Source organism: Tolypothrix campylonemoides VB511288_2 (genome assembly GCF_045999855.1).
Lineage (GTDB): Bacteria > Cyanobacteriota > Cyanobacteriia > Cyanobacteriales > Nostocaceae > Scytonema > Scytonema bouteillei_A.
Window position 1 is genome coordinate 1 of sequence record NZ_JBFPMW010000028.1, and the last position, 4,678, is coordinate 4,678.

Annotated in this window: 5 protein-coding genes; 1 reads left to right on the forward strand and 4 read right to left on the reverse strand. The window is 42.3% G+C overall.

Annotated features, from left to right (window positions below; all coding sequences use genetic code 11):
* The 3 genes from AB0756_RS39940 to AB0756_RS39950 form a co-directional block, all read right to left on the reverse strand.
* A partial coding sequence (locus AB0756_RS39940) for a DEAD/DEAH box helicase family protein (RefSeq protein ID WP_408104063.1) occupies nucleotides 1-1,638 on the reverse strand: 1,638 nt, incomplete at its 3' end.
* A 213-nt stretch (nucleotides 1,639-1,851) separates the two neighbouring features.
* Nucleotides 1,852-2,229 (reverse strand): hypothetical protein, encoded by a 378-nt coding sequence (locus AB0756_RS39945; RefSeq protein WP_050045084.1) that lies wholly within the window; start codon nucleotides 2,227-2,229, stop codon nucleotides 1,852-1,854.
* A complete protein-coding gene (locus tag AB0756_RS39950; protein WP_408104064.1) occupies nucleotides 2,226-2,819 on the reverse strand; it encodes a ParA family protein in 594 nt (197 codons plus the stop codon). Before AB0756_RS39950 ends, AB0756_RS39945 begins: the two co-directional genes overlap by 4 nt.
* A 595-nt stretch (nucleotides 2,820-3,414) precedes the next feature.
* Here AB0756_RS39950 and AB0756_RS39955 point away from each other — a divergent pair.
* The gene (locus tag AB0756_RS39955; RefSeq protein WP_038124244.1) at nucleotides 3,415-4,074 is read left to right on the forward strand and encodes a DUF726 domain-containing protein; all 660 of its coding nucleotides are present in this window, start codon (nucleotides 3,415-3,417) and stop codon (nucleotides 4,072-4,074) included.
* Between the two features lie 185 nt (nucleotides 4,075-4,259).
* Here AB0756_RS39955 and AB0756_RS39960 read toward each other — a convergent pair.
* A partial coding sequence (locus AB0756_RS39960) for a hypothetical protein (protein WP_408104065.1) occupies nucleotides 4,260-4,678 on the reverse strand: 419 nt, incomplete at its 5' end.

Consider the following 4,678-nt stretch of genomic DNA (forward strand, 5'->3'; position numbering starts at 1 on the left):
TTTTATGTCGTCCTTGAAATTCATTTGTTTTAGCTTCTGTAGAATCGGTTCACAGATAGCACGTTGGGATTTTTTTGAGAGCAGAAAAGTTCCATTATAAGAGCCGTCAATGATGGACTGTAAGACATCACGGAGTTCCCAAGGAGAACTACTCCAGGCTATTCTTACCTGTCTCTCTGCTGACGTGCTAATTAATATCCACTCGCTATCTAGAGTGAAACATCTTTCACTCATTGCTCTAGTTATGTCACTTTCTAACAGCAAAGGAAAATCGATTCGATGTAGAGTTATATCAGGTATATAACGCTTAGAATTACCATAAGCAATGAACAGCCCTGAATTATCTCTCTGACCATAATGTTTAGCGACATACGGAGTTGTTAACTGAGAAACAACATCTAAATGAATGAATTCATCTGTGTCATTAACGTACCAAGCTCGTGAATTAGGAACCCATTCTTCAAACAAAGCTCTACTTTCAGCGGTATGAGGAAGTAATAGTAATTGATTGTTCAAATTCTCAATATCTGTAGAGTACGGTGAGCCAGTTAAAAGTAGTACCTTGCAATTCTTATTCTTCACCATCGACAGAATTCTAGCAAATGCGCGTCGCTCTCTTCGATTCTTGCTATTAAATCGATTCCTAAAGAAATGGCTCTCGTCAATGATAATTAGCCATTGCTCAGATACATTCTTCTCTGCAATTGTTTCAAACTCTAGAATACTGGTATCCTGTCGAGGATTCTCTTTGTCGAATGACTGTTGAACGAAGAAATCATTAGGAATTCCAGCATCCCTAAGCTCTGCTTTCCAGAGTTGCTTCACTGCTTTTGGGGCTATCACCATTACATTAGTGATTTCGTTCGCTTCAAATAATTGCAGAGCGATGTGAGTACCGACGACAGTTTTACCTAGACCTGTGGAAGCTACTACCATAGCACCGCTGTATCGCCGAATATGTCGCAGAGCTTGAGCAATCATATCGACTTGGTAAGTCGTCGGAGTTTTGTAGCTACGTCTGGTAGGCTTCAAGTCTTCCAGCGCCAGCAGAGTTTTTAGATAGACATCCCAAGGGGAAGCCATCTGTAGCCAGCGGCGAAGAGCTGTGAGTAACTCGTCGGTTAAATCCTTCGCCTGAATAAAATACTCGTCGAACTGCTGTACTAGACTTTTGACCTCTGCTTTATCTGTAAGAAGATTGCCCGCTTCAATCTGCTCGATGAATCCTTTACCAGTCGTGTTAGCAGAGGTGACGATAGCGACGCACTTATCTACTAAATAAAGCTTGCCGTGATGGTCTGTTGCTCTCGCATCGACCATTTGAAATCGATTTGATTCGATTCTCTCTACCAGTTCAGCTACAGCTTGCCGTCTGTCTACTTCTAACCCAGTCGCTAAATCGTGCATAATCTCGCTGACCAGCGCCGCTCGAGCTCTGTCTTCACCAGGTTCAGCAATTCCTACTAGAATTTTGACTTGCTTACCTTTAGTAGAGCCACGAATTAAGTTCCATCCCCTTACAGTAAAGAAGCCTGAAGCAATTCGTATCACTTTCTTGCCAGCTTCAAAGTGCTTCTGAATTTGCTCAAGAGTAACCCTAGGCTTAAACCAGGATTTTGGGAGAGATTTTTCTAGCACTCTATACCCCTCTGCTTTTGATTTACGTTGCTCTCTAGTAGTAGTGAAAGTTATTTTTAATCAGTTATTTAATAACTTTCAGCATACAAGATATATGCTCAGTGGCATCAAAGGACGCGGCTGTGACTCTGCTTTTAATTGTTCAGCGAGCGCTCTTCTTCACCTTTGACCTAAACTAGCGCAATACAAGTCATCCTGCCATTCAACCACACTTCAGTCTATTTTAGAATTTCGTCTTGGCGAAAATTCGTCAATAAGTAAATCTATATTTTCACCTTTTCTCCATTTCACCCAGGCATTCATAAGAAAATCCACTAATTCACTTTTATCAATATCTATCCCCTGCCGCCGCAACTTGAGCAATTCTTCCTCCACATCCAAATCAGTTTCACGCTTCACATAATAAGTACGTCCAATCCATGCGTCATCCGATCGCTTGCCAGTTGCAGGTCTACCACGCTTCTTTGGTTCCGGTTTTGGGGTTGGTTGCGGTGCATCTTCCTTTGCTGCTGGTTCAGCCGATTGTTCCGTTTCCGGTTGCGGCTCTTCCCGGTTTTCAAATAACTTCTTAAAAGGGCTAGGCTTGTTCATGGCAGTATCTCCAAGCCTACCTTTTGGTACTCGGACCAGGCAACCTTACTGCTGCGGTCTTTGACTTCGTAGACAGGTCGCCCTTCTAGCGCTGCTTTCTCGTAAGCAGCTTTTCGCCTAATCCCTTGCTTGAATAAAGGTATCCCCTCTGCCTCTAATGCCTCCCTTGCCTGCTGACCCGTCTGCCGTGGTGCTGGAGGAATCATTGTGAGCAACACCCGATAGCGATCGCTCCCCAAAGTTTTTAACGTATCCACAGTTTGTAACAAGGCATCCATTGCCAGTGCATCTGGAGTTGTGGGCAGTACCAAAAGGTTGCATCCGTCCGCCAGTGCTTCCAAATCTTCCCGGCTGGGTCTGGCAGCTGTGTCTATGACCACGTGTTCAAAGTTGCGGCTGTGCATACTCGCCTGCAACAAATCCACCACTTTAAAAGGTAACTCCCCTCTTTTCGCCCAACCAGTGGCGCTACGATTTGGATCGCCATCAACTAATAATGTGCTTCCTTTTTTAGAGAAATAGCAGGCGAGGTGTATAGCACTGGTTGTTTTGGCGACCCCTCCTTTAAAACTAGCAAGGGTAATAATCACTTTGACCCTCCCCCGACTCGTGATGCTAGTAATCTTCCCTCAAAAGATGGCAATTTGTATTTACTTATTTGCAAATAGTTATATTGGTGACAATTTAAATTTTCGCCAATTCAAAATTATAAATAGCTAGAAGAAGTTGCTAAGCTATAGCCCTGGTAGATGTTGCAATTATATAGGCAAAATTTGTATTTTCGCCAATTCAAAAATACAAATATTTTAAAGAAGTTGCGAGGAAAAGGTGCCCTCTGGAGTCGCCTCTAAGCCGCTTTGTTTTTGCTTCAAGCATAAAACATCATTTTAAGGATGTCTAGCCCTTGCAGCGCCTTATAGACCGTGGACACCACGAAATTTCAAAATCGTATCTTTTTACACTGAATACCAGTCTTTTGTACGGTTTTGGGTGTGGAGTGGGAAGCGCGATCGCACAAGGTGGGCTAGATCTACGCCAAGGTTGTTACAGTAGAGAACCTTTGAGTGAGATGGCATTTCACAAGGTAATAAAATCGCTGAGGTCATCAGTAGTAGTCATGTATAAAAAAGGATAAATGCTGGGAATACTGTTATTAGGACTATTATTTTACAAAGGGATATTTAAATGGATTCCCCCGAAATTCGACTTTTTTCACGTCCAGCAGGAAGCTCTAAAGCTTTAGTGTTTGTAGATGGATTTTTAAGCGCAGATAAAGAGCGTTGCGACATTCTACTGTCAGCATTGAATAATGCAGGATGGCACCACTCTGTTTACCAACTGTGGTGGGATGCTTCTAGCATTGATAGTGCAATGGGTTTAAACTATCATAAATGTAAAAGTCGTGCCAAGTTTGTTGGTACAAACAATTTTCAGAGTCTAATTGAATCTCAAATTCTAGAGCCAAATATTTGTCTAATTGCTCATTCGTTAGGCGCACGTGTTGCTTATGAAGGAATGGAGAGTTGGGCACAAAATCATTATTTATTAGAAGATGTCATTCTTTTGAGCGGTGCTGTACGTCGAGATAGTAGTAAAAATTGGGGCTATGTAGCTGGTAAAATAAAAGGAACTTTAATAAATGTTTATAACGAGGACGACCCAACTTTAAAAAAGAGGTTTAAACTGGCTGAAGCAGGTAATGCTTGTGGGAGTAAACCAATTAAAGAATACCATCCACAAATCAAAAATGAAGATGCTACATTTTTTCTGGGAAAAAGTCATAGCCTCTCAAAAGCCCTCAGCTATTTACCGGAGTTAGTTAAAAAGGGTCTTTGGCGTACATAAGAACAACAGGAAGATTAAAAAAATTGACCGACATGGGAAGGCTAAAGTTTTGTCACCACAAGAGATTCAGCGTCTTTTCGCTGGTGGGTTACTCTCTGTTAGAGACTATCCCGATCTGCTCATAACGCGATACAAGAGCGCAGGGAGTCGAACTCACATAGCGCGGTGATCGCCAACCAAATTCATTAGCCCATCTTATCAAAAAGCTGCTGATTGGTCCTCTTGTGGATATCATTAGGCGATTTTGATTGAGCAGTACAATAACAAGTCACAGCATCAACCCAGTACCCGTATTGCGCTATAAGATTTTGCAATTTGGGCTTATGCGCTTGAATCTTGGGCGAAATCAGGTTTTGGTGCATTATGGTAGGTGCAGTCGTGGTGAGACGCAATTCTTCACCAAAAATATCAATATGCGACACGAATTGCGAAAACATGGCACGAGATGGAGCAGTTGAAACTGCAAGGAACTTTTCCCAAACGTTTCGTAGCATTTCGTCTTTTTTTATTAGAGAGCGTCGTTCAAAGAACGCACAACCCTCGAAATAGGCAAGGCTCAACAAAGCCATCTCATCATCATTGCGAGATGAAGCCTGTTGTAATC

Coding starts and splice junctions, on each gene's coding strand:
- AB0756_RS39945 (WP_050045084.1), bottom strand. CDS start 2,229: ATGAACAAGCCTAGCCCTTTTAAGAAGTTATTTGAAAACCGGGAAGAG.
- AB0756_RS39955 (WP_038124244.1), top strand. CDS start 3,415: ATGGATTCCCCCGAAATTCGACTTTTTTCACGTCCAGCAGGAAGCTCT.